Origin of the sequence: Providencia sp. PROV109, from assembly GCF_033681625.1 — a bacterium.
GTDB lineage: Bacteria > Pseudomonadota > Gammaproteobacteria > Enterobacterales > Enterobacteriaceae > Providencia > Providencia hangzhouensis.
This window is the reverse complement of the sequence record NZ_CP096320.1, coordinates 3,673,061-3,698,912: the sequence shown is the minus strand read 5'-3', so window position 1 is coordinate 3,698,912 and position 25,852 is coordinate 3,673,061. Positions and strand designations below refer to the sequence as shown.

The following is a 25,852-nucleotide window of genomic DNA, read 5'->3' as shown; positions in this document are numbered from 1 at the left end:
AAAATAGTATACCCATTAGCCTGATAATTTCTGATGTAAGAATTCAACAATGACAAATCCAAACCATGCCCCAGAAAACAATCTCCCTCAAATTGTTGCACTGATTCCTGCTGCTGGGGTAGGTAGCCGTATGAATGCCGAGTGCCCAAAACAATATTTGCAGGTTGCAGGTAAAACGATCATTGAACATACCATAAGCGCATTGCTCGAAAATGATAAAGTGCAAGAGATTGTGGTTGCTTTGAGTGCAGAAGACGATTATTTTCAGCAGCTTGCAATTTCTAATGACCCACGAGTAACGACGGTTATTGGTGGCAAAGAACGTGCTGATTCAGTATTAGCAGGTCTGGATTTTTTAATCACTAACCCCAATTTTTCAGATTGCTGGGTATTAGTGCATGATGCGGCGCGTCCCTGCCTCCATCAATCAGATTTAAATGAAATTATTCAATTAGCAGCGGAAAAAAATTGTTGTGGTGGGATCCTCGCAGCCCCCGTACGCGACACCATGAAACGCAGCTCAATAGCGAGTCAATTAATTGACCACACTGTTGAACGTGAAGCGTTATGGCATGCGCTCACACCACAATTTTTTCCGTTAACATTATTACGGGACTGTCTAAGTAAGGCCTTGAAAGAAAACGCTGTGATCACAGATGAAGCTTCTGCGCTAGAGTATTGCGGCCACCAACCAGTGTTAGTTGCTGGCCGCGCTGATAATTTAAAAGTGACGCGCCCAGAAGACCTCACTTTAGCGGAATTTTATCTTTCAAGAATGAACAATTAAGGAAAAAAAATGAGAATCGGACACGGTTTTGACGTACACAAATTTGGTGGCGAAGGCCCTATTATCATTGGTGGCGTGCGTATCCCTTATGAACAAGGTTTGCTTGCGCACTCTGACGGTGATGTGGTATTGCATGCGTTAACTGATGCAATTCTCGGCGCTGCTGCATTAGGGGATATTGGTAAATTATTCCCTGATACTGACCCAGCATATAAAGGGGCGGATAGCCGAGTCTTATTGAGAGACGCGTTTTGCCATGTGCGTGCCAAAGGGTATCGCATTGGTAACATTGATATTACCATCATGGCACAGGCACCAAAAATGTTGCCACATATCGCGCAAATGCGTGTGAATATTGCCGAAGACCTTGAGTGCCACATGGATGATGTCAATGCGAAAGCGACCACAACCGAGCAATTAGGTTTTGTGGGGCGTAAAGAAGGCATTGCCTGTGCTGCAGTTGTTCTTTTAATAAAAGATAATAGTAATGAAAGTAATGAATGTTCAGTACCTGCATGGTAAGCCATTGTCTTCTGGCACATTAAAAAGTGTCCCAGAAGATTTTATCGTCAAAGAAGATTTAGGCTTTGAGTTAGATGGCGAAGGCGAACATGTTATGGTTCGTGTGGAAAAAACAGGCTGCAATACGGTATTTGTTGCTGAACAACTAGCAAAATTTGCTAAAATTTCAGCGAGAGCGGTCAGTTACGCAGGTTTAAAAGATAGGCATGCAGTAACGGAGCAGTGGTTTTGCCTGCAAATGCCAGGTAAAGAAACACCTGTTTTTTCGACTTGGCAACTCGAAGGCTGCCGAATACTGGCTGTCACTCGGCAAAAACGCAAATTACGTATTGGTTCCTTGAAAGGAAACCAGTTCGAAATAACCTTGCGTGATATTTCAGATGCAAAAGACGTTGAGCAACGTTTACAGAAAGTTGCATTATCAGGGGTGCCTAATTACTTCGGTGAACAACGTTTTGGGCGCGATGGGCAAAATTTAACGCAAGCGTTGCGTTGGGCAAACCAAGAAATCAACGTACGTGAACGCAACAAGCGTAGTTTTTATCTTTCTGCTGCACGTAGTGCAATGTTTAATCATGTGGCAAGCGAACGTATTGCAAATAATACTGCTCAACACGTAATGCTGGGAGATGCGCTGCAATTAACCGGCAGAGGGAGTTGGTTTGTCGCGACACAAGATGAATTTGCTACATTGCAACCACGCTTGGAGTCCAACGAGTTAAGTATTACAGCGCCATTACCGGGTGATGGGGAATTGGGAACTCAGGATGAAGCACTGGCATTTGAAACCCAGTGTTTAGTGGATTATCAACCCTTTATCTCTTTAATGCAGCGCGAACGAGTTTCTTCAGCTAGACGGGCGGTAGTTGTTAAACCACAAAATTTACAGTGGGAATGGTTGGATGACTCGACGGTAAAACTGAATTTTTTCTTAAACTCGGGTTGTTTTGCAACCAGTGTTGTGAGAGAAATTATTAATCAAAATGGGCAGGATAATGTCGATGCTAAAGATTTTATTGAGTAATGACGATGGGGTAAATGCGCCGGGGATTCAAACCCTTGCGGCTGCGCTACGCCAATATTATCATGTTCAAGTGATTGCGCCTGACCGCAATCGGAGTGGGGCTTCGAACGCATTAACATTAGATAAACCACTTAAAATTCAGACGCTAAGTAATGGTGACCTTGCTGTACAAGAAGGCACACCGACAGATTGCGTCTATATTGGGGTGAATAAAGTGGTACGTCCACGCCCTGATATTGTTGTATCTGGTATCAACTGTGGCCCTAATTTAGGGGATGATGTTATTTACTCAGGCACGGTTGCAGCGGCAACGGAAGGCCGCCACTTAGGTTTACCTTCAATTGCGGTATCGCTAGATGGCGAAACGCATTACGAAAGTGCCGCTAAAGTGACATGCGATATTTTAGCGCTCTTACAGAAGAACCCATTGCGAGCAGGCAATATTTTAAATATAAATGTACCTGATATCCCGTACGAAGAGATTAAGGGTATCAAAGTCACTCGTTGTGGCAGCCGTCACGCCGCCTCTGAGGTGTATAGTTTAGAAGACCCGAAAGGGAATACACTGTATTGGTTAGGGCCTGTTGGTGAAATTCGTGATGCCAGCCCTGGAACGGATTTTGAAGCTGTGCAAAATGGCTATGTTTCCATCACCCCATTACAAGTTGATCTAACCGCTTATAAAGCACATTCATTAGTAGAAGAGTGGCTCGAAAAATCAGGAGTGTCAGTATAATGAAAACAGGGCTCATGAAAGAACTTTTGGCTCAATTACGCCAACAGGGAATTCACGATGAGCGCCTATTAGATGCCATTTCACTCGTTCCTCGGGAACGGTTTGTGGATGAAGCGCTCTCCCATAAAGCCTATGACAATATCCCATTACCTATTGGGCATGGGCAAACTATTTCTCAGCCGTATATTGTTGCTAAAATGACGGCGCTATTGGCTTTAGCTCCGAATGATCACGTTCTTGAGATAGGGACAGGCTCAGGGTATCAAACAGCAGTATTGGCACACTTAGTTAAACATGTTTTTTCTGTTGAGCGGGTGAAGAGCTTGCAATGGGCTGCAAAACGGCGTTTGAAACAGCTTGATTTACATAATGTTTCAACGCGTCATGGAGATGGCTGGGAAGGTTGGCAATCTAAAGGGCCTTTTGATGCTATTATCGTTACTGCGGCACCAACAGAAATACCGGCTCTATTATTAGGGCAATTAAAAGATGGCGGGCGAATGGTTTTACCTGTCGGTGATAAAGAACAAGCATTGAAGCTAATTACTCGACGTGGTAATGATTACCATACTAATGTTATTGAAAAAGTCCGTTTTGTCCCATTGGTTGCCGGTGACCTCCTTTAACCTATTTGTAATGGTATTTAATCAAAGTCTGATTATTTTTATAATCGATTTAAATAAAATATCATTGCAAAGGTTCTATTAACCCAAATAGCAGTAAAACTATTCCAAATATGATATTTTACCCAGCTGAATTTGGGGGAATAGCTTAAAGCGTTAGGTCATACTCTCAAATTGTTATATTTTTAATATATTTAACTTGTTCACTATTTTGTATTTCTGCTTTAATAAGTGAAATATTTTATGATAACTCTATTGCTGACATTGTTTTGAATTGTCGCGTCAGATTTTTCTTCACGGGAGAAGAAGCATGAAAATTGTTAGCCCTATAAGCAGAATTCGATGGGCCGTCATCTTTTCATTTAGCGGAGCGCTATTGGCAGGTTGTTCTACACCGTATCATACAGCGGCACCTATTTCGAGTGTGAATGATAGCCAGTCTAGCCAACAGACGGTGCAAAGGACGACACCGGCCTCGTCACCAAATACGGGTATGAGCACGGCAATGCCGTCGTCTCGTCCAAATTTATCAAGTAATACTAACACTCAGCCTGTCAGCCGTAGTTCAGCGCCGGTAACAACTAATGGTGAAGGGCGCATTGTATACAACCGTGACTATGGCAGTATTCCAAAAGGCAGTTATAGCGGTAATAGTTATACGGTGCAGCGTGGTGACACATTATTCTATATTGCATACTTAACCGGTAATGATTTCCGTGAGTTAGCATCGAGAAACAATATTCCAGAACCTTACAGCCTAAATGTAGGGCAGGTTATTAATATTGGTAACACAAATGTGAACTCGAACACTCAATTAGCGGCAAATTCATCAAATAGTCATCAGCAAGCGGTTGATCTTCGAACAACTAATGAGTATCCTGCAAACAGTGGTGGTCAAACTTCAGGTAAGATGTTGCCTAATAATAAGAAACCTGCAACGCAAGTTTCAACGACAACAACAACCTCGACAGCAACCGCTTCTACCGCAGTCAGCAGTACGAATAATTCGTCAATAAAATGGCGTTGGCCAGCTGAAGGGAAAATGATTGAAGGTTTCTCTGATGCTCAAGGCGGGAACAAAGGGGTAGATATAGCCGGTTCTCGTGGTCAAGCTGTGCTTGCTGCTGCGCCAGGAAAAGTCGTTTACGCAGGTAATGCTTTGCGTGGATACGGAAATCTAATAATTATAAAACATAACGATGACTATCTAAGTGCTTATGCTCACAATGATACGTTACTTGTGCGTGATCAGCAGGATGTCACTGCGGGTCAAAAAATAGCCACTATGGGTAGTACTGGAACTAGTTCGGTTAGACTACACTTTGAAATTCGTTACAAGGGAAAATCAGTAAACCCGTTGCGCTATTTGCCGCAACGATAAACTGGGCAGAGTGCTTTGACATTCTGTCCGCATTATCTAGGGTAGGAGTCACTGATGAGCCAAAGTTCGCTGAAAGTTAACGAGTTATATAATGACCTCGATGAAAGTAATTTAAATGACACTTTTGACGAGAGTCAGTTTAAAGAAGAGGATCTGGTTACTGAGCTAGATGACGAAATGGATTTACTCCAGAACACAAATCAACGTGTTCTGGATGCCACTCAAATTTATCTTAGTGAGATTGGGTTCTCACCACTCCTTACAGCAGAAGAAGAAGTTTTCTATGCAAGACGTGCATTGCGTGGAGATATTGCATCACGACAGCGCATGATAGAAAGCAACCTTCGTCTCGTTGTAAAAATATCACGTCGTTATAATAATCGAGGTCTCGCATTACTCGATTTGATAGAAGAAGGAAATCTTGGGTTGATTCGTGCTGTTGAAAAGTTTGATCCTGAAAAAGGGTTTCGCTTCTCGACGTATGCAACGTGGTGGATCCGTCAAACGATCGAGCGCGCGATTATGAACCAAACTCGAACCATTCGTCTTCCTATTCATATCGTTAAAGAACTCAATATTTACCTTCGTACTGCACGTGAATTAGCCCAGAAGTTGGACCATGAGCCAAGTCCTGAAGAGATCGCTGAGCAGCTAGATAAACCTGTCGAAGATGTCAGTAGGATGTTACGTTTAAATGAACGTATCACATCTGTTGATACGCCAATTGCAGGGGACTCAGAGAAATCTTTGCTTGAGGTATTGTCTGATGATAATGATTCAGGTCCAGAAAATACAATTCAAGATAATGACTTAAAAGAGAATATTGTTAAGTGGTTATATGAATTGAACCCAAAACAAAGGGAGGTTTTAGCACGACGTTTTGGGCTTTTAGGCTATGAATCTGAAACTCTGGAAGAAGTTGGCCGTGAAATAGGGTTAACAAGAGAACGTGTTCGCCAGATTCAAGTAGAAGGTTTAAAGCGATTAAAAGATATTTTACATGGAGAAGAGCTGACTCTGGAGTCGCTATTTAATATGTAGGATGTTGATTAGATAGTTAAAGTCCCTATAAGCTAAGGTTTATAGGGGCTTTTTATATGTAAATAATAGAGAACAAGCTTAGTTAATGGGGACTCCACTATGAAATTTAAAATCATCATCAGGTGTCGAAATTAATTCAGCTTCAATAATACCAAAATAATTAACTCGCTCAGTAATATCTTGTTTGCTAATTAATTGTGCTAAGTGCAAATAATCTTGATAGTGGCGAGCTTCTGAGCGTAATAATGAAATATAAAAATTTGCCAGCTGCTCATCAAGAAATGGGGCTAATTTAGCAAAACGCTCACAAGAACGTGCTTCGATATAAGCTCCAATAATTAGCTTATCAACTAAGGTTTTTGGATCATGGGGGTCGACATGGCTCAACAACCCTTTAGCATAACGGCCTGCAGTGATGCCATCGTATGGAATATTACGTTCATGCATAATCTCTAGAACTTGGTAAAAATGATGAAGTTCCTCTTTGATTAGCAGGACCATTTTATCAATTAAATCTTGGCTATAAGGTGATTGTTTTTTTGCCAATATCTGTTTAGAAACCTGATTTTTGTTTCTTAATGTATGGATGTCACCAATTCTGTCATAAGCAAATGATTCATAAGGTTTAAACCATTCAAGTAGCACTGCAGCACTGTCTTTATCGACAGAATACTTGCGAATTAAAAACATCGCACTTTGCGCGGCTTTTAATTCACATAACAAATGGTCTTTTAAGATAATGGGCAAGTTTTCAGGCAAACTCGCTTTTTTTACCCACGCATCAGGCGTTTCACATTGCAGAAACTGCCTGATTGGTGTGAGTAATTGCGTATACTCATCCATGTTAGTTATCCATATCCTTTAACCGATAAATCCAATCTAGGGCTTGGCGCGGAGTGAGTTTATCGGGATCAATTTCAGCGAGAGCAGTTAATACTGGTGATGGCTCGACATCTTCTGTGGTTAAAAAGCTAAGCTGGGCGCTATCCACATGGCTCGCATTGGCATTGTTTGAGATCACTTCGAGTTCTTTAAGCTTTTGTTTCGCTCGTTTAATCACATCTTTTGGCACGCCTGCAAGAGAAGCGACAGCAAGGCCATAGCTTTTGCTGGCGGCGCCGTCTTGAACGTTGTGCATAAAGGCAATGGTATCACCGTGCTCAATAGCATCGAGGTGAATATTGACCGCACCTTCGAGTTTTTCAGGTAATGTTGTTAATTCAAAATAATGCGTAGCAAATAAGGTCATTGCCTTGATTTTATTAACTAAATTTTCAGCGCAAGCCCAAGCAAGAGAAAGGCCATCATAGGTTGAAGTCCCACGACCAATTTCATCCATTAGCACTAAGCTATGTTCTGTCGCATTGTGAAGGATATTGGCGGTTTCTGTCATTTCAACCATAAAGGTGGAACGGCCAGAAGCTAGGTCGTCAGAGGCTCCAACACGAGTAAAAATACGGTCGATTGGCCCTATTACTGCCTTGCTGGCAGGAACAAAACTGCCGATATACGCTAATAAGGTAATCAATGCAGTTTGGCGCATATAGGTACTTTTACCGCCCATATTTGGACCAGTAATAATTAATAGGCGACGTTGTGGTGATAGTGATAATGGGTTAGAAATAAACGGCTCGCTAAGCACTTGTTCTACAACAGGGTGGCGACCCTCGGTTATTTGGATACCCGGTTTTTCAGTCAGTTGTGGGCAAGCATAGCCTAGAGTTTGTGCTCTCTCCGCAAGGTTGGCTAGGACATCTAACTCAGCGAGTGCTTCAGCACTAGTTTGCAGCGCAGCAAGATGAGGCAATAGCATATCAAACAGCTCATCATACAGCGCTTTTTCAATAGCTAATGCTTTTCCTTTTGATGTCAATACCTTATCTTCATATTCTTTGAGTTCAGGAATAATATAGCGTTCGGCATTTTTTAACGTTTGGCGACGGACGTAATGGATAGGCGTTAAATGGCTTTGACCGCGGCTAACTTGAATATAGTAGCCATGAACCGCGTTATAACCGACTTTTAGGGTATCGATCCCCAGTTTTTCCCTTTCACGAATTTCGAGTCTATCGAGGTAGTCGGTTGCCCCATCAGCAAGGGCGCGCCATTCATCGAGTTCACTGTTATAACCCGGGGCAATAACTCCGCCATCACGTACCAATACAGGTGGCGCATCAATAATGGCTTTTTCAAGTAAGTCTTGTAACTCATCAAATTGGCCAATACGATTTTGAAGATCTTGTAAATACGAACAACTTGATTGGCTCAGTATTTGATGAATATCTTGGTATTGCTGGAATGCGTAACGCATACGGGTTAAGTCACGTGGACGAGCGGAACGCAGTGCTAAGCGTGCTAATACCCGTTCTAAATCGCCGATCTGACGCAAAAATGGTTGTAATTCAAAGCCGCATTCTTGCAATGCACTAATAGCTTGTTGGCGGTTATTTAATACTTGAATATTACGCAATGGGGTATGTAGCCAACGTTTTAGCATACGGCTGCCCATTGGGGTTACACACATATCCAAAATGGCGGCAAGTGTGTTTTCTGTACCACCTGCAAGGTTTTGTGTGATTTCTAAATTGCGACGAGTTGCTGCATCCAAAATGACATTATCATTTTGTTTTTCCATCACAATACTGCGAATATGGGGCAGTGAAGTACGTTGTGTGTCTTTTACATATTGTAATAAGCAGCCCGCGGCTCTGAGTGCTTTATGGGCATATTCAACCCCAAAACCGATTAAATCTTTAGTGCCAAACTGTAAACCGAGCTGTTGTTTTGCAGTATCAAGCTCATATTCCCATAATGGGCGGCGACGTAAGCCTTTATTATGTTCAATTAATGCCATACTGGCGAAGTCTTCAGGGTATAGAAGTTCGGCAGGGCGAGTGCGTTGAAGTTCAGCTTGTAATGCTTCTTCGTCGGCGATTTCACTGATAATAAAACGGCCAGAAGTGATATCTAATGTGGCAAACCCGAAGCCTTGTTGGTCTTGCCATACCGCAGCTAATAGGTTGTCTTGCCTTTCATTTAATAGCGCTTCATCGGTGATAGTACCCGGCGTGACAATACGTACTACTTGGCGCTCAACCGGCCCTTTACTGGTAGCAGGGTCGCCAATTTGTTCACAAATGGCGACGGATTCACCCATTTGTACTAATTTGGCTAAGTAGCCCTCGGCAGCATGGTGGGGAACGCCGGCCATAGGGATCGGCTGCCCCGCAGATTGTCCCCGTTTGGTGAGGGAAATATCCAACAATTGAGACGCTTTTTTAGCATCATCAAAAAACAGTTCGTAGAAGTCACCCATGCGATAAAACAGCAGTATGTCTGAATGTTGTGCTTTTAGTTTTAGATACTGCTGCATCATAGGGGTGTGAGATTCGAAACTTTGCTTATCAGTCATAATGTTGTCTGTTTAACGTATTGAGTTAACTAAATTCTGTGAGTGTATTCGACGATTATTTTCAGAGACTAAAATACCACAAATCGCAAGAAATGAGAGTAGGCAAACGTGTTAGCCATGCAATTCTCTATAGTATGACGTGATTATCACAGGGACAATGCATGTTTGGTGATAAATGGTCTGAAATATTGTTGAGTAGAAATAAATAGCGCAAATAAGGGGACATAGATATAACCGTTATTTGCGCTAAAGATAAACGGATTATTTAGTTGCTGTTTCCGCGCGTAGCTGGCTAACTTGTTGTTCCAAATCAGGCCATGGAGATTTGTCGGTAAACGTTGTTCTTAGGTAATTTAAGAGTACTGCGATTTGCTTATCACTTAAATTATGACGAAAAGCAGGCATGCTACCGAGCCCATCTGTTGCCTCATACTCTATTCCATTTAATACAACGCGAATGGCATTATCTGGTGTATCTGCATAAAGATTTGTATTTAAGGCTAAAGCGGGGCGTACACCTGACATTTGCGCACCTTTCGTTTGGGCGTGGCATGCCATACAAGCCCCTGAATATAACCTTGCCCCTTCAGTAGAGAGTGGTTCAATTTTATCTTCTGTTTGCTGTACGATTGCTACGGCTTGCGATGTGACCTGCGGATGATCAACTTCAGAAGTCAAATAGGTAGCAATAGCTTGTCTATCTTCTTCGGTTAGTTGAGAGGTTCCTTCTCTAATGACAGGCGCCATCGGGCCTGCTGCAACGCCATGGTTAGCTGAGAACCCGCTACGCAAAAACTCCGCCATGTCCTGATGGCTCCATGCAACAGGTGAAGATTGGTTACCTCGCAGCGCTGGTGCACTCCATCCTTCAGCATCTCCGCCCATCAAGTGGCTATCTCCGCCTTTTTCGCCAAATAAAATATCACGTGGAGAGTGGCAAGCGCTGCAATGGCCGAGTCCTTCGGTAAGGTATGCACCTCGGTTCCACTCATCAGTTTGTGAACTATCTGGTTTTAATGGCCCAGTGGTTAAATAGAGCTGGTTCCATGCCCAAATTCCTTGGCGAATATTAAAGGGGAAGTTCAACGATGTCTTTGGGGGTTGATAACGAACGGGTTTTTGGCTCATTAACCATGCATAGAGGTCATATAAATCATCGTCGGAAGTATGAGTAAATGCGGTATAAGGGAATGCAGGGTATAAATAATTCCCTTCACGATCAACACCATAACGCATAGCCCGTTCAAACGCTTCATATGACCAGCTGCCAATTCCTGTTTCTATATCCGGTGTTATATTTGTGGTGTAAATTGTGCCAAAGGGGATCTCCATTGCGAAGCCCCCGGTATTTTTCTCACCGCCAGGCCGTGTATGGCAAACAGCACAATCACCTAGTGCCGCTAATTTTTCACCGTGGGCAATTTGAGCATCAGTAAAACTTTGTGTCGAATTAGTGTGTAATGGCTCAATGGCAGATTGCCAACTCAGAGCGAGTCCCCCCACCGCAATAATAATGACAGCAAGCGCACTGTAGCCAAATAGTTTTTTTGCTTTACTCATGAGCCACTCCTTGGTTTTTGGCTGCCATATTTACTGCTCGCAGAATACGTTCAGGGGTAAACGGAGCTTCCCGCATACGAACACCTAATGCATCAAATAACGCATTTGCTACCGCGGCAGCGCTTGGTACCGATGAAGATTCACCCGCTCCCATAGGGGGTTCATTGGGATATTCCATTAATTGAATGTCAATTTCAGGTAACTCATCGAAACGTAGAATAGGGTATCCCCCCCATTCAAGTGAGGTTGTGCCTGATTTATCAAAGGTGGCAAACTCTTTTAATACTCGGCTACAGGATTGAATAATGTTTCCATGGACTTGGTGTTTAACGCCATCTGGGTTAACTATTTGTCCACAATCATGAGCGACATAGACTTTTTTGATAAGCACTTGCCCTGTACGACGATTAACGGTTAAGTCACAAACCCAAGCTGCCCATGCTGCACCAAACCCCGGGAATTTACTGTGAAAATAACGCGCCCATGCAAAGCCTCGACCATTCACAATTTCTTCGGTTACAGGGGATGGTTTTTGATGCATTGGTCCATCAATCCAATTTGCCTGTTTTTTCACAGCATTAATTAAAGCGATAGCTCGAGGATCATCTAAATATTTCAAGCGGTATGCTATAGGGTCTTGCTGTGCTAAATAAGCAATTTCATCAATCCAAGATTCATGGGCAAATACATTTGGGAGCGCTGAAACTCCGCGCATCCAAGATGCCCTAACAACAGGTGCGGTATCTTTAGCAATAACACGCATATGTGGGTATAGATATTGAGGGATAGCAGTGCGGTCTCCCATCTGTTGAATATCTGGTTTGTTTTCTTTTTTCCCAGTTAAAATCAACGATAAAGTAGCAGCATTATTTGATGGATAACGAGTACTGAGTTCGTAAGCGCTGACATCATTATTTTGATCAACTCCCCCTCGAATTTTAATCAATTGCCCTGTGCCTTTTGGCTCCCAACCCGCTTCTTGTTCTCGCATTAATTGCACTCGCACAGGTCGGCCTGTCGCTTGAGACAGTAAAACAGCATCGGCAGCCACGTCATCAGCACAGTTGCGCCCATAGCACCCTGATGCTTCCATGCGATGAATATGTATTTGATATAGGTCTCTATCGAGTTGTAGTGCTAAATCTTTTCGTAGGTCATGAGGGTTTTGTGTGCCTGACCAGACGTCTACTTTATCGGCACGGACATCAGCGATAGCGCAAGATGGCCCAATTGATGCGTGTAAATGGTATGGCCAAACATAGTCAGCATTCACGGTTTTATGTAAATTTGCTAAGGCGCTGTCAACATCGCCATCATCTCGTAATACCCTATCTTGGCTGGGTAATGCATCAAGGGTGTCATGGAGCTTATCAAGGGTTAAATCGGGTAATCCTTGCCATTCTTTCCATTGAACTTTTAACTGACGCATAGCGTCTATCGCTTGTTCTTCTCGTTCTGCAACGACACCAACAAAGTCATTAATGCGTACAACTTTTACCATGCCTTGCAGGTGGGCAATCGAACTTTCATCAATGGAAAGCAAACTATTCCCAAGCGGCGCGCTACTATCTGCACCTGCATAAGGAGGGCGAATAACTCTGCCATGTAACATATTGGGTACTCGCATATCATGTACCCAAGTCAATTCACCCGTTACTTTAGCGCGAATATCTACGCGTTGAATCGGCTTTCCGACATAAACAGCCTCAGAAACAGGTTTTAAGGTTACGTTTTCATCTAATTCAAAATGGAGATCTTGTCCTTTCGCCAATTGCGCATAACTCAAACGGCGTTCAGGTTCGGCAGTGACAAAAACATATCCATGCTCTGCTCGAACAGCTTCCACAGGCTCATTTAACGCTTTTGCAGCAAGAGATGTTAGCTTCATACGAACTTGAGCTGCGGCATGGCGTAAAGGGATAGAAGTGACTTGAATGGTCGCACTGGCGATAGTCGGCCCTTGATCTGGTGTACTTTGCGGATCCCCAAGTATCATTGTTACCGATTCAAAAGAGACACCAATTTCATCAGCGACAATTTGTGCGAGCGAGGTACGAATTCCTGTACCTAAATCCACATGGCCATTAAATGCAGTCACCGAACCATCTGCAGCAAGAGCAATAAAACTATCGACATAATTTAAAGGGATAGCGGCATTCTTGGTTGGTGTTTTTTCTGTTGCAAATGAAATAGAAGGCAACATGTTACTGACAACGATGAGCCCACCAGCTTGCAGCATACGGCGTCGAGTGATATCTAAAATACTCATGCTTTACCACCTTGTGCGATGATTATTTTAGCTTTTTTAGCTGCTTTTAATATTTCTACATGGGTTCCACAACGGCATAAATTAAAAGCGAGCTCTTTTTTTATTTCTTCTTCACTTGCATTAGGGTTACGTTTAAACAGAGCAACCAATGTCATTATCATGCCATTCGTACAATAACCACATTGTGCTGCTTGCTCATCAATAAATCCTTGTTGCACAGGATGGAGTGTATCAGCATCACTAATACCTTCTAATGTCGTAATTTTTCTATTTTCTACTGTCGATATAGGTGTTGAACAAGAGCGAACGACTTTACCATCGATAAGTACACTACAAGCACCACATTCGCCTAAGCCACAGCCATATTTGGGGCCGTTGAGCTTTAAATCATTACGTAATACGTAAAGAAGCGGTGTTGATGGAGAAATATTACTTAGTTCAACCCATCTTCCATTGATATTTAGTTGCATATACTTTCCTTTCACATTGCTAATCACAATAAATGATAATTTAATGTTATTATTTGTATATTAACTATAACATAGGTTATTAATTTGAATTGTGACTGTATGTGCTAAGCTAAATTTTCGTTATGTATATAGTAAGTGCTTATTAATAAAGGTTAATATTGAAAAATACCCATGAGTTGTGTGAATGTTTGAGTGAGGTAATGTGAAAGGAAATCCAGTTGATATATTCCAAATAATTAGAATGTGGGCTGTCGTTTTCTCTGCTTGTGGGATTAACTCAAGATAGGCTTTTAGATAACAATAAAATTAATGGGGATTTTACTCAAATATTGTAATGAAAATAATAATGTCGCTTCCCTTCAATAAATAAGTCATTTGAAGAGAAGCGACGAATGATTACTGAGCCGCCTTTTTCAGTTTTTCAACTTGTTCGGCGGTGACGGGTTTACCTTGTCCTCCCCATTCTGCGCGAGCCCATGAAATTAAATCTGCCATTTCTTGTGGTGTTAAATCATCGGCAAAACTTGGCATTGCATACATACGCTGCCCGTTCGGGAAGGTGGTGGTTGGAATACCGGTTAATACCACACTGATAAAGGTTTCAGGGCTGTCCATGGCTAGGATGGCATTACCTTTTAACGCTGGAATGCCATTTGGTACACCTTCTCCGGTGATCCCGTGGCAACCTGCACACGTAGACATATACATCAAGCGACCAGTTTCCATTATTTGACTGACATCACCCACTTCTGGTGAGTTTGCCTCCGGTAATGGCGCTGGTGGGGCTTTGGCTCCGAGTATTTTTCCTTGTTTATCGGTCATCAAATAAATCGCCATGTCATCAACATCGCTTTTTTTCATCTGACTAGTAGAAAAATGAGTCACTGTGCTCATGTCTGCAAATGCAGAGCCTTGTGGGGCATTGCCCGTCAGTAAAAATTGGCTCAAAGAGGCGGTATCGTAGCCATGTTTGGAAAGCGCTTCTGCTGTGATATCAGGGATCGCTAAGCCCGCTTCTTCACCCCCTTGAAGTGACCGTGAAAACTCGACACCCATCATTAAGTTACGCGGTGAGTGGCAAGCACCGCAGTGTGCCAAACCTTCGACAATATACGCGCCACGGTTCCATTCGGCAGAGCGTTGCGGGTCATGGGGTGCATTTTGTTTAGGAAAATTAAGCAAAGTCCAGAAGTTCATAAATGGACGAACGGGTAGGACAAAGACACCTGTATTTTCTTTGTTTGGCACGGCCATTGGTGGAAGCGACATCACATAAGCATATAGTGCATCAATATCTTCCGATGTGGTCATATGGGTAAATACAAACGGCATCGCAGGGTAGAGATTACCTCTTTCTTTGCCAATTCCGTCTTTCAACGCACGATGGAAATCAGCGCGGGTATAGTTACCAATACCAAATTGTTTATCAGGCGTTATATTCGTGGAGTAAATAGTACCGAAAGGGGTTCCGATAGCACGCCCCCCCGCAGCCAATGGCCCTTCAGGTAATGAGTGGCAACCAAAGCAATCCCCAGCGGTTGCCAGTTCTTGCCCTCTTGGCAATAATTTGGCGACTTCTTCTGAGGTTAGCGGTTTATCTAAATCAGGGCCGATACTGGAGGTACGAAAAGCGCCAAACAGGATCGCAAGCATTAATATTATGAATAATAAGATAATAATATAAATGCTTTTACGTAGAGAGCTGGATTTAGCCATGATGTTTCTCCCTAGTCGATTACGCAGCCAGGAGTGTCGAGAGCGACTTTCCTCACAGCTTCATAATAGCGTACATAACCTGTACAACGGCAAATATGCTCATTGAGAGCCTCTTCAATCGCATGTTCGAGTTGGTCTCGTTTCACTGGATTTTTCTTCAGTTTATCAAGAAACACCGTTGCACCTGTGACAAAACCGGGAGCACAATAACCACATTGGAACGAAAAGTTTTCGATAAAAGCTTGTTGAATTGGCGTTAATTCAACAACTTTGCCTTGTTCATCCAGTTTGGCTTGCCCTTCGATGGTAACAATATTTTTATTGTTGAAATAATGGGCACCAAAGATACAAGTCCGGCTTTCAACCGTTGTGCCATCGGGCTGGATTTCCATAATGGTACAAGCATGGCAAATCCCTTGTCCGCAACCAAAGTGGGTGCCAGTGAGGTCTAGGTATTCATGTAGAAACTCAATCATTGGCATCCCAACAGGGACATCAATAGGACCAATTTTTTGGCCGTTAATGGTCAGTGTTAGTGGCTTGCGCTCAATAATCGGAACGGCATTGTTGATTTTCATGAGAGTGCCTTTTTAATTTTATCTACCGTAATAGGGAATTCATAGAAACGCTTGCCTGTTGCATGGGTTAATGCATTGCTCGTCGCAGGTAAGATTGGGATCATCCCCAGTTCTGCCATGCCTTTGGGTGGCGAAGTTTCTGAAAGTGGTGGTAAGTAATCAATGGTTTGCTGCCAAACCGCAACATCTTTAGCGCGTGGCAGGACATAGCGATTAAAGTTCCATGTTCCGTTTCCTGGCCCATCTTCATAGAGTGGTAATTCTTCCATCAACGCGTGGCCGATACCCATCGCGGTACCCCCTTGAATTTGGCCTGAAACCAATTCAGGGACAATCATCGTACCGGGGTCCATAATCATATGGTGGCGCATGATATCGACCTCACCCGTCATGGTGTTGACGTTGAGCTCGACTAAACAAGACGCAGGCGTGACCGTTGTTGGGTCCGCTTTGGCGCGTTGTGTTGGTGGGTAGTAGGCAATTTTACGTTTAATAAAATGGTAACCGCCAGTTGTCATTTGTTTTTTCAATTCTTGTGGTGCACCCTCGCCATAACGAACGGATATTGCATCGAGAGGGAGATTTTTCAAACCCACAGTTGGGATATCGAATTCTGCGCGAGCCCACTGCCAGCTGGAATAGCCGTGAACAGCAACCCCAGTGATGAGCCCCATCTCATGGGCTCTTCTGGCTAAAATGTCAAAAGGAATAGGCTTCATTCCACCACCGCCAATACCATCTGGGCCAACGCGAATATCGGCAAATTCAACATTTAAGCCGTTGAACGCACCGCCGCCGGGGCCTTCACTCCAAATGCTTTTGGCCGCAGGCCATAGGGTATTTTCTAATAAAAAATGACCCGCTTGGCGTGTACCGAACCCAATGTAATAAACACCGCTTGATGAGCTCATGTCAGGTATTAGAGCGGGTGTCCAATAGGGATCAGTTTTGGATAATTCATCTTGTTTTTTCTGGTCGGCCCAACTGGTTTTAAGCGGTAGTTCTTCAAACTCAGTCACCCCAAACTCAACGACATCAGGGGCTTTGCTGAGTGCTTGCCATACCATTACTTGCTGCGCGGTTGTGCCACCGGTGCCAATCTCTTGCATACAATGGCGCATTGTTAGCTTGCCATTGGCATCAAATTCAAGAGAAAGAATCGTTGGAACACCGCTAGACCCATAAACTTGCTGCACTTGCGCGAAGCCAACGCCGTATAACTTACCGGGGTTTTTCGCTTCATAATCGGCTTTGTTTTTCTCACGATCGACCCAAATCGGGTGTTTTTCCGCAAGATTTAACATTTCAACGTTGCGCGGGTCACCGGCTATTACGCCGCCTTGTGTATTTGGATAACCTTCTAAAATGGCATTACGGCGGCGCAGTTCAATCGGGTCAATATTAAGATTATGAGCGATTTCATCCACCATCAATTCAGTGACTGCCATCGACTGCAAGGAACCAAAACCACGCATTGACCCCGCTTCGACAGCCGGAGTGGCCATGGCGAGAGCGGTGAGGTCAGATTTAGGGAAGTAATAAATAGACTGAGCACCGCGCACTGCTACGTGAGATACGGCAACGGAGAGGTTTTCACGACCGCCGCCATTACAGTTATAAGTGCCTTTTAATACATCAAACTTACCCGTTTTTTTATCACCAATAATGGTGACATCCATCTCAATAGAGTGGCGTTTCATTCCCATTTGGAATTGTTCATAGCGGTCATTTGCCATGCGAACAGGTAAGCCATCAGCGTAGAAACTAGCGACCATCGAATAAAAAGGAAAAACCGAATAGTCTTTTGAGCCGTAACCAACAGTAGAACCGGTTAATAACACAATGTTTTCGACGGAAAAATGTTTGTTGTGTTTAGATAGCTCAGCAGCAGCATTAACTACACCAGCAGGAGACTGTGTCGCGGTTAAGATATGCAGTGTTTTGGTTTGTGCGTCATACCAAGTATTACAGTTATCTGGCTCCATCGCGCAAGGGTCAATGGATTGTGAAAAACCATGGCGCTCAATCACAAACTTATCAGGGTTCTCGCGAGCCGCTGCGATTTCTTGCTCAATTTGCCGCGCGTAATCCATCGCTTTTTCTTGTTTATCAGGGCTTTTTTCTGCCTGATGAAGGGCTTGAATAAAGCCACCGCCACGATCTTTACGGATCACTGGGGGAATAGAAATGGCGTGCTTGGGGTCATAAGGTGGCCAAATAGGCGTATTGCCATCGAACCCGCCTTTAATACCTGAATCTTGATAAGGGGAAAAAATAGAAGGCGAAAGTGGTGTGTCACCACCGATACGCACGTACCGTGCTGCACCATAGTTGGCGGGCGGTTTTGGCCCTGTCACCGTTCCGTATTTTACGGTGTTTGTGGCAAAGCGTAACATCCGCTGTGCTGCACTATATTTATCGAAATCATGATAAATCAAGATAGCAACTGGGTGGCCAATAATCGGCGGTGTATCCCCTAGAGGAACTAAAATATTGGTGCCATAGAAGCCTTTCCCCATACTGGTATCTTGGGGAATATTTAAGCCATCACGGATAAGATCTTCTTGTAAAACAACTTTATCAGGTTGTAGATTTGGCCCTAACATTGAAATATCAATGCCTTCAAAGGTTTTATCTGCCTCTGTCGCTTTTAACATAAAGGCATAACTTTGTTTTTTTGGCCAGCCGGGGATGTCTTTAGCGCGATAATCACGAGCAAAATTTTTACGGCCAGTGACTTTTTCAACGCCATCCCAACGAAAACGTGCTTTACCGTTTTGACCAATCCAATCCGTTGATGGGGCGTCAGAATCGAGCTCCATTGCTATTGCAAAAGGGAGTTTGCCGACCATAACAGCAATGCCCGCAATAGTGCCTAGTTTGATGAAGTTACGTCTAGAAATATGACCCGACATAGTGTGCTCCCTGATTATATTTTTAGGGTTTTTATTATGAGCAATGGAAGTAAATAATATTTTTTAGTCATTCATTATAAGATCGTTTTATTTCGCTTAAGTTTGCTCACAATTTGATGACTAATATCAGATAGCTCAGTAAGTTACATAAATAGTATGGGTATCTGTAATGATATATCAAGAACGAGTAAAGGGATTTAGACAAGAAAGTGAATAATACTGTTGAAGTCATCTTAATATGACAGTATTGAATAAAATAACTGAGCTTTATTAGAATACAATTTATTTAAATGATACTAATTCTTATTAATAAATGATTAAATCAATATGCATTTAATTATGTAAAGTATATTTGTATTCGGTTATTAAATAGAAAACTATTGGGCTCGTTAAATACGAACAAGCCCGATAGTTCATTTTTTGTCATTATTGACGTAAGGATTTAACATGCTCCGGGGTGACATCAGCTGGTTGTCCTCCCCACTGAACACGAAGGAAGTTCACTAAGTCACTAATTTGTTGGTCATTTAGCTTATTGGCAAACCCTGGCATGCTTTGCATATATTGGTTATTTGGGAACGCTTGCTCAGGCAAACCATCTAGAATCGCATTAATTAGGTTAGTGCTATCCACATCACGCAATGTTGAATTTCCTTTCATTGCCACCGCCACATTCGGTTTACCGCTACCGTCATAGGAGTGGCAACCTGAGCAGGTTTCTAAATAAATTTGGCGGCCTTGTGTATTACCTTCCCCCACCCTTAATGGCGAAGTTGCTGGCGGGTTATCGCCCATTAAATAGGTGGCTATGGCACTATTATCTTCTGGAGTTAAATGTTGTGAACTCAGATAAATTACAGGGTGCATATCACTGTAGGCGGAACCTTGTGGTGTGAGCCCAGTCATGAAAAACTGCTGTAAATCTTCTTTTGTCCATCCTCGTCCTGCAAGCGCTTGCGGGGTAATATCTGGAGCAACAAAACGACCTAAAGCCCCCCCTTTCATAAAGTTATCTAAATCCATTTCTCCCAGCTTTCCTCTTGGCGTATGGCATTCGGCACAATGCTCTAATACGTTAACTAAATACTTACCACGTAGCCATTCAGGGGAGCTACCTTGTGAGCTATCGGGGAGTGGTTTATCGTTAAAAAACAATAAATTCCAGCCAATCATTGCCATGCGTTGGTTCAGTGGGAATGGCAATGAATTTTCAGGTGGCGCGACATCAATAGCTGGCTGGCTCATCAAATAACTGTAAATAGCGTCAGAATCTTCCCGAGTGATCCCTTTATAGGATGTATAAGGCATTGCCGGATAAAGATTTTTACTCGGTGGAGAGATACCTTGGGTCAGTGCTTTATAAAAATCATCTTTTGTCCAGCGGCCGATACCAAAATCGGCTGAGGGCGTTAAGTTACTGCTGTAGATGGTACCAAATGGGGTATCGAGTGGAAAACCACCAGCTAATGGTGCACCATCAGCACTGGTGTGACACGCAGCGCAGTCACCGGCAAGAGTGAGGTAACGGCCTCGCTCAATTTCTTGAGGCGTCGCAGTCACTTTTTGTACAGGGCCATCTAAGGTACGGCTTTCATACCAATACAGTACCGCCCAAACGATGATAGCGATAGCTATCAACCATAAAATAATTCGTTTGATCATTTTACTGCCTCCTTGATAAGACCAGGAGTCGCAAGAACCACATCGCGTACTGCTTCATAATAGCGTACATAACCAGTACAACGGCATATATGGTTATTTAGAGCTTGTTTGATAGCCTCTTCTAAGTCTGCTTCTGCAATCGGGTTTCGCTGAAGTTCTTCAATAAACACGGTCGCTGCATTTACAAAACCTGGGGTACAGTAGCCACACTGAAAACTGAAATTTTCAACAAAAGCTTGTTGAACCGGAGATAGTTTTACCTCCCCATTTTCCTCTTTGGTGGCAGCCCCTTCGATAGTTCGGATGCTTTTATTATTGAAAAAATGTGCACCAGTAATACAGGTGCGGATTTCTTCGCTGGTACCAGATGGATTATCTAATATAACAACGCAAGCATGGCAAATGCCTTGGCCACAACCTAGGCGAGAACCTGTTAGGTCAACATATTCATGAAGAAAGTCTATCATCATGAGGCCTTCAGGCACGTCCATTGGTCCATACTGTTGGCCATTAATGGTTAAGGTGAGGGGAAGGAAATTTAGGCTCATGATATTACCTCTAAAATGTCTTTTGCGCGTACAGGCAAATGCAAGAAATGATGACCAGTTGCATCTGCAATGGCATTGACGATGGATGAAACTACCGGGATCATAACAACCTCAGCAACGCCTTTCGGCGGGTCAGTATCTGAAAGTCCTGGTAGGACTTCATTGGTTTGTTGCCAAACTGCAACATCACTGGCAAGCGGGAGATGATAACGGTTAAAGTTCCACGTCCCATTACCGGGACCATCTTCGTAGAGAGGTAAATATTCATGGAGTGCATGGCCGATACCCATTGCTAATCCACCTTGAATTTGTCCTGAAACCAGTTGTGGGACGATAAGATTACCGCATTCCACCACACTATGGTGATTCAGCAATTCGACTTGCCCAGTCGCTTTATCAATGGATAGCTCGCTAACGGTAGCGACGGCACTGTAGTAAGTGACTCCGGCATTATTTCTTTGTGTATCAGGGTAATAAGCTTTTTCGCGGTGGCAAACTTGGTATTCTTTATCGGCAAATCGTAGTGATAGCCCATCAATCGGTAAACGGCGAGTTTCACCCTGAATAGGGAAATCGGCTTCAGCCCATTGCCAGCGGTTAAATACGTGGCACACTGCGCCAGTTACCCCGCCCATTGCAAAAGTGCGTTCAATTAAGCGCGGTAAGCTAAGCACCTCAAGCCCATCAGCGGTTAAGCCTTCAGCAACCCAACGAGCATCTTCACGGCGAACAACTAGAGGGGCCGCTTGTCCGCCGCCAATCCCTTCTTGCCAAATTGACATGGCAGCTGGCCATAACCCATGTTCGAATATAAGGCGTGCGGCTGCTTCTGTGCTGTGGGTGAAATAATAGGCTGAATTACTCGCACTCGCAGGTGAGCAGTAGTTCGGTGTCCATAATGGGTTTTGTGCTAAGTGGTTTTGCTCATCTTGTGACATAGCAAATGGGTTACCTGTTGAGATCATCGGTAAAATTGACCAATCAACAACAGAAAAATGAGCTTGTTCCGCAGGCTTTCCTAACCATTTAGCGCAAACCACCGATTGGGACGTTGACATACCTGTACCAATTTCTGCGCCACTATGATAAATGGCTATTTTACCCTCGGGGGTAAGTTCTACGCGAGCAAAGGAGGATTCCGCACCTGTCCCAAAGTCTTTTTGCACACAAGAAATCCCTGTACCGAATAGTTTACCGCTATTTTTCGCTTCAAAGTCGGCTTTACGTTTGGCTCTGTCAGTCCACATTGGGTGAGCAGCACAGTGGGTTAACACTTCATCGGCACGAATTGCGCCGCCAGGAATTGCCCCTTGGGTATTTTTCATCCCAGATTTGATGATATTTTTAAGACGGAACTCGATGGGGTCTACTTTTAGGAGTTTTGCGGCTTCTTCCATTAACATATCGGTTGCTGCCATGGCTTGTAAAGTACCATAACCGCGAGCTGAACCCGCATCGACCGCTCTTGATGCAATACCGACCGCAGATAAATCACTACGGGGAATATAATAGATAGCTTGGGCCCCAGTAGCCCCGACCATGACAACGGAAGGCGTAAAATTACAGCGACCACCGCCGTCACCGATAAAAGAAGCTGAAAGGGCTTCAATTTTATGCGTTTTTTTATTAACCGCTAAGGTGTAATCCATATCGAAAGCATGGCGTTTGATGGTAGATTGAAATTGTTCATAACGGTCATTAGCTAGACGAATAGGGACTCCGTCTCCATATAATGTTGCCATCGCACCATAATAGGGGAATGGAGTGTGGTCTTTAGAACCATAACCAACGGTAAAACAAGGGTGTAGGAAAATTTGTTTAATTGGAAAATGCGATTTTGCCAACATCTCTGGTAATGATTCCGCAACTTCCTGAGGGGACTGTGTCGGAATAACAAGATGGAATGACTGTGTTTTGGCGTCGTACCAACCGTTAGCATTATCAGGCTCTAAGGCAGCAGTATCAATGGATTGAGAAAAGTATTTTCGCTTGAGCACTAACCAGTCTTCCGGTGGGTTTTCCAGTTGTTTAGCGAGCTCATCAGCATATAGCATGCCTTGTTGATCTAATTTTCCGCCTTCGCGACCTTCAGGCCAAACGGGTAAGTGCTTTTTCATGCCAATAGGGGAGATTGGCATATCTTTTAGGCTTGAATAAATATCTGGCTCATAAGGATTTTCATTGCCAATTCGCACGCCACGGTAGGTTCCCCATGGGTCTCGTTCTAATGGGCCAGTTACTGCGCCGTATTGGATAACATCGTCACGGAATTTTAAGGTTTCTTTGGCAAAACGGAATTTAGCAAAATCATGATAAATCAATAATGCGACGGCTTGGCCAAGGTAAGCGGGAGTTTTCCCTTCTGGAAGCAATAAATCATCACCATAAAATTCAGGGAAAGCAACGCCATCTTTTTCTAAGTCACTTGCAGTTACGATGCGGTCAGGCATCAGGCCATCTTTTAGCAGATCAAGGTTAAAGCCTTGGTAAATTTTATCGGCTTGAGTCACGCGGAGTAAAAATGCATGACCTTGCTGTTTTGGCCAGTGAGGGATATCACGTGCACGAATGTCTCTGGCGAAGACTTTTTCCCCTTGGACTTTGGCAAAACCATCAATACGAAATTTGATTTGTTTGTCGACCGGGTTCCAGTCAGGAGATTGAAGAATTTTTTCTTCGAATAGCACATCAAAAGCACGGCTATACAAAGGGGCTAAATAAACAGATATTCCCGCTATAACGGCACATTTTAGAAAGTGTCTGCGGGAGAGTTCGACATTGCTTTTGCTCATAATACACCCTTACACTTATTATTATTACATCGGTATTTTTATTTTTATAGTCATATCGAAAAAATTACTTGTATCACATTTATATTATACTTCTCTTAATAATTTTCAAATTAATGATAAGTAGTTCTTGTGATCTTACTGAATATACTTTATTTATGAGATACGCAATCAGTATATCGATTTAAAATAAAAACTATGAATATTGGTATGTTAATATTGGCAGCAGGAAAAAGTGAACGTTTTCAAAATGCTGGAGGTAAAGGAAGTAAATTAAATTTTATGCTTGAAAAAAATACAGTTTTTGAAAAAACACTATTAAATTCAATCGATAGTGAGCTTCCTGTGCATGTAGTGACACGGCCTGAGAATGAAGGTGTTATTAATAATTGTTTACAATTTAATATTCCATACTCGTTGATAAATAGTAATGGGTTAGGTGAATCAATCGCATTTGGTGTTAAAAATACGTCTAATTTAGATGGGTGGATAATTCATTTAGCGGATATGCCATACATCAATAGTCATTTATTTACTCGTATAGTGAATGAATTAAAACAGCATACATTAGTCAGGCCAATATATAATGGTTTGCCAGGCCATCCAGTGGGAATATCTGCAAAGCATTATACAGAATTAATTAATCTAGTAGGTGATGACGGTGCGAAATCAATATTAAGTCGTAATCTTGTTTATCAATTAGACATAAATGACGAAAATGTTGTAAAAGATATTGATTATCCGAGTGTTGATAACGATTAAGGAACGAATATGTTGCGTGAAGATGTTTTTGTTATCTCTCAAGCCCTTTCTTGGATAAAAAAAGAGCCCATATGGTTGTGTACGGTGCTAAGTACATATGGTTCCTCTCCTCGTAGCCCGGGCTCACTTCTTGTTGCAAAGGCAGATGGCCAGTATGTTGGTTCTTTATCAGGTGGTTGTATTGAAGAAGATTTTATTCAACGAATACAGCATGCTGAATACATTAAGAGCAGCCAAATTGTTCGCTATGGTCGCGGTGGTTTAGAAGCGAAAGTGAATTTACCTTGTGATGGTAGTTTAGATGTTTTAATTGAATATTTACCGAATAGTCAGGAAAGTGTTAGTTACCTTACGGAGATACATCAAGCGTTACTGGGATATACTGCAATCAGTAAAAAAATCACGTTGCCACAAAGGGGGGAGGTAAGCACGGTTAATAATCAACAAATCCCAACCCAAATAGAGCGGGAAGGGGATAATATTCAATTGTATATTGCTGCGCCACCACGGTTAATTATTGCTGGGATCTCAAATGTAGGTATTTACTGTGCTAGTTTTGCAGCAACATTAGGGTTTGAGGTTATCATTTGTGAACACCGTGAAGATGAGCTATCGCGTTTTTCTGGGCAACTTTCTAGTCAATTTGAAGTCATTAAATTATTTCCAGCTCGCTATTTGGAATCCCAAAGCTGTACACCGAATACCGCTATTGTTTCTTTAACCCATGATCCTCGTATTGATGACCTGACACTAATGGAAGCAGTGAATACCCCAGCGTTTTATATTGGTGCAATGGGCTCAGTAAGAACGAGTGCTCGTCGTCGTGAACGTCTTATAGCATCTGGTGGGATGACGGAGGCGGAAATAGAACGCATCCATGCTCCCATTGGTATTCCTATCGGTAGCAAAACACCACCCGAAATAGCATTAGCGATAATGGCGGATATTGTAGCTCATAAAAATGGCGTAGTTTCATCTAGTTATGTTAGTGAAACGAAAAAAATAATGGTTACAAATTCAATGTATTGTGATGTTTAAAGTTAAATTCCCATGCCTT

General features: G+C 42.9%; 20 protein-coding genes. 9 read left to right on the top strand and 11 right to left on the bottom strand.

Annotation, left to right across the window (positions count from 1 at the left end; all coding sequences use genetic code 11):
* Positions 1–49: 49 nt before the first annotated feature.
* The 7 genes from ispD to rpoS all read left to right on the top strand — a co-directional run bounded on the left by ispD (position 50) and on the right by rpoS (position 6,114).
* On the top strand, positions 50–787 hold the full coding sequence (ispD, locus tag M1F25_RS17100) for a 2-C-methyl-D-erythritol 4-phosphate cytidylyltransferase (protein ID WP_004260733.1): 738 nt from the start codon (positions 50–52) through the stop codon (positions 785–787).
* A gap of 9 nt (positions 788–796) precedes the next feature.
* Positions 797–1,309, top strand: a complete 513-nt coding sequence (gene ispF / locus M1F25_RS17095) for a 2-C-methyl-D-erythritol 2,4-cyclodiphosphate synthase (RefSeq protein ID WP_004260732.1) — start codon at positions 797–799, stop codon at positions 1,307–1,309.
* Entirely contained in the window at positions 1,275–2,333 is a 1,059-nt protein-coding gene (truD, locus tag M1F25_RS17090; protein WP_094960915.1) for a tRNA pseudouridine(13) synthase TruD, read from the top strand. The genes ispF and truD overlap by 35 nt, the downstream gene beginning before the upstream one ends.
* Complete coding sequence (gene surE / locus M1F25_RS17085; RefSeq protein WP_140172970.1) at positions 2,311–3,069, top strand: 5'/3'-nucleotidase SurE; 759 nt, start codon at positions 2,311–2,313, stop codon at positions 3,067–3,069. Before truD ends, surE begins: the two co-directional genes overlap by 23 nt.
* Complete coding sequence (locus tag M1F25_RS17080) at positions 3,069–3,695, top strand: protein-L-isoaspartate(D-aspartate) O-methyltransferase (protein WP_004260727.1); 627 nt, start codon at positions 3,069–3,071, stop codon at positions 3,693–3,695. The genes surE and M1F25_RS17080 overlap by 1 nt, the downstream gene beginning before the upstream one ends.
* A 307-nt stretch (positions 3,696–4,002) precedes the next feature.
* Positions 4,003–5,073: a murein hydrolase activator NlpD gene (gene nlpD / locus M1F25_RS17075; protein WP_094960916.1), complete on the top strand. Its 1,071-nt coding sequence runs from the start codon at positions 4,003–4,005 to the stop codon at positions 5,071–5,073.
* A gap of 54 nt (positions 5,074–5,127) precedes the next feature.
* The gene (gene rpoS, locus M1F25_RS17070) at positions 5,128–6,114 is read left to right on the top strand and encodes an RNA polymerase sigma factor RpoS (RefSeq protein WP_181488588.1); all 987 of its coding nucleotides are present in this window, start codon (positions 5,128–5,130) and stop codon (positions 6,112–6,114) included.
* Positions 6,115–6,192: 78 nt separating this feature from the next.
* Here the strand turns inward: rpoS and miaE are convergent, their stop codons facing one another.
* The 11 genes from miaE to M1F25_RS17015 all read right to left on the bottom strand — a co-directional run bounded on the left by miaE (position 6,193) and on the right by M1F25_RS17015 (position 24,036).
* A complete protein-coding gene (gene miaE, locus M1F25_RS17065) occupies positions 6,193–6,957 on the bottom strand; it encodes a tRNA isopentenyl-2-thiomethyl-A-37 hydroxylase MiaE (protein WP_181488586.1) in 765 nt (254 codons plus the stop codon).
* A gap of 1 nt (position 6,958) precedes the next feature.
* On the bottom strand, positions 6,959–9,526 hold the full coding sequence (gene mutS / locus M1F25_RS17060; protein WP_181488584.1) for a DNA mismatch repair protein MutS: 2,568 nt from the start codon (positions 9,524–9,526) through the stop codon (positions 6,959–6,961).
* Between the two features lie 261 nt (positions 9,527–9,787).
* Positions 9,788–11,086, bottom strand: a complete 1,299-nt coding sequence (locus M1F25_RS17055) for a c-type cytochrome (protein ID WP_181488582.1) — start codon at positions 11,084–11,086, stop codon at positions 9,788–9,790.
* On the bottom strand, positions 11,079–13,355 hold the full coding sequence (locus tag M1F25_RS17050; RefSeq protein WP_094960921.1) for a xanthine dehydrogenase family protein molybdopterin-binding subunit: 2,277 nt from the start codon (positions 13,353–13,355) through the stop codon (positions 11,079–11,081). Before M1F25_RS17050 ends, M1F25_RS17055 begins: the two co-directional genes overlap by 8 nt.
* On the bottom strand, positions 13,352–13,825 hold the full coding sequence (locus M1F25_RS17045; RefSeq protein WP_036958302.1) for a (2Fe-2S)-binding protein: 474 nt from the start codon (positions 13,823–13,825) through the stop codon (positions 13,352–13,354). The genes M1F25_RS17050 and M1F25_RS17045 overlap by 4 nt, the downstream gene beginning before the upstream one ends.
* Positions 13,826–14,221: 396 nt before the next feature.
* Positions 14,222–15,541: a cytochrome c gene (locus tag M1F25_RS17040; RefSeq protein ID WP_232368696.1), complete on the bottom strand. Its 1,320-nt coding sequence runs from the start codon at positions 15,539–15,541 to the stop codon at positions 14,222–14,224.
* A gap of 11 nt (positions 15,542–15,552) precedes the next feature.
* Positions 15,553–16,119, bottom strand: coding sequence for a (2Fe-2S)-binding protein (locus tag M1F25_RS17035; protein ID WP_004260707.1), 567 nt, complete (start codon positions 16,117–16,119; stop codon positions 15,553–15,555).
* On the bottom strand, positions 16,116–19,034 hold the full coding sequence (locus tag M1F25_RS17030) for a xanthine dehydrogenase family protein molybdopterin-binding subunit (RefSeq protein ID WP_096863307.1): 2,919 nt from the start codon (positions 19,032–19,034) through the stop codon (positions 16,116–16,118). The genes M1F25_RS17035 and M1F25_RS17030 overlap by 4 nt, the downstream gene beginning before the upstream one ends.
* Before the next feature lie 426 nt (positions 19,035–19,460).
* The gene (locus M1F25_RS17025; protein WP_181488580.1) at positions 19,461–20,696 is read right to left on the bottom strand and encodes a c-type cytochrome; all 1,236 of its coding nucleotides are present in this window, start codon (positions 20,694–20,696) and stop codon (positions 19,461–19,463) included.
* On the bottom strand, positions 20,693–21,244 hold the full coding sequence (locus tag M1F25_RS17020; RefSeq protein WP_004260697.1) for a (2Fe-2S)-binding protein: 552 nt from the start codon (positions 21,242–21,244) through the stop codon (positions 20,693–20,695). Before M1F25_RS17020 ends, M1F25_RS17025 begins: the two co-directional genes overlap by 4 nt.
* Positions 21,241–24,036, bottom strand: coding sequence for a xanthine dehydrogenase family protein molybdopterin-binding subunit (locus tag M1F25_RS17015; RefSeq protein ID WP_144140625.1), 2,796 nt, complete (start codon positions 24,034–24,036; stop codon positions 21,241–21,243). The genes M1F25_RS17020 and M1F25_RS17015 overlap by 4 nt, the downstream gene beginning before the upstream one ends.
* A gap of 195 nt (positions 24,037–24,231) precedes the next feature.
* Between M1F25_RS17015 and M1F25_RS17010 the strand changes: the two genes are divergently transcribed.
* Both M1F25_RS17010 and M1F25_RS17005 read left to right on the top strand, forming a co-directional pair.
* The gene (locus tag M1F25_RS17010; protein ID WP_181488578.1) at positions 24,232–24,795 is read left to right on the top strand and encodes an NTP transferase domain-containing protein; all 564 of its coding nucleotides are present in this window, start codon (positions 24,232–24,234) and stop codon (positions 24,793–24,795) included.
* A gap of 9 nt (positions 24,796–24,804) precedes the next feature.
* On the top strand, positions 24,805–25,833 hold the full coding sequence (locus M1F25_RS17005) for an XdhC family protein (RefSeq protein WP_110592288.1): 1,029 nt from the start codon (positions 24,805–24,807) through the stop codon (positions 25,831–25,833).
* Positions 25,834–25,852: the final 19 nt, after the last annotated feature.